Genomic DNA, 633 nt, shown 5'->3' on the forward strand with positions numbered 1-633 from the left:
GGCGCCGGGACGTCGGCGGTCAGCCGCACGACGCCGCCGAAGATCCCGGGCTGCACGGTCGTCTGGTTGGCGCCCGTGCCGCGCAGCTCGTGCGGCCGGTCCGCCGTGAGGACCAGCAGCGGCAGGCCGCTGTGGTGCGCCTCGAGCACGGCCGGGTGCAGGTTCGCGACCGCTGTGCCGGACGTCGTGACGACCGCGACGGGCCGCGGTCCGTCGTCGTCGTGCGCGGCGGCGCGCGCGAGGCCGACCGCGAGGAACCCGGCCGAGCGCTCGTCGATGCGGACGTGCAGCCGGACGGCCGGGGCGTGCTCCGGCCTGTCACCGTCCGCCCGGGCGGCGTCCGCGAGCGCGTAGGCCAGGGGTGCGCTGCGCGAGCCCGGCGACAGCACGACGTCCCGCACACCCAGCGTCGCGAGCGCCTGCACGAGGACCCGGGCGGCCGCCGTCGCGGGGCTGCCGGGGGTCGGTCCGTGCGTCGTCACGGCGTCCATCATGCCGTCCGGGCCGGTCCGGCCGCGTCGGCCGGGTGGGCGGCCGCCACCGCGCGGACCTCCTCCACGCGCGCACGCCACCGGGCGTCGAGGTCGGCGGGCGCCGCGTGCGACGCCAGCAGGTCGGGGTCGGGCACCGGGC

General features: G+C 79.8%; 1 protein-coding gene. It reads right to left on the reverse strand.

Going from position 1 to position 633, the window contains the following annotated elements; translation table 11 throughout:
* Positions 1-491: thiamine pyrophosphate-binding protein (locus CBZ_RS20630; RefSeq protein WP_373862218.1), on the reverse strand; the 491-nt coding region annotated here is incomplete at its 3' end.
* Between the last annotated feature and the right edge of the window lie 142 nt (positions 492-633).

Origin of the sequence: Cellulomonas biazotea (assembly GCF_004306155.1) — a bacterium.
In the GTDB taxonomy this organism is placed as follows: Bacteria; Actinomycetota; Actinomycetes; order Actinomycetales; family Cellulomonadaceae; genus Cellulomonas; species Cellulomonas biazotea.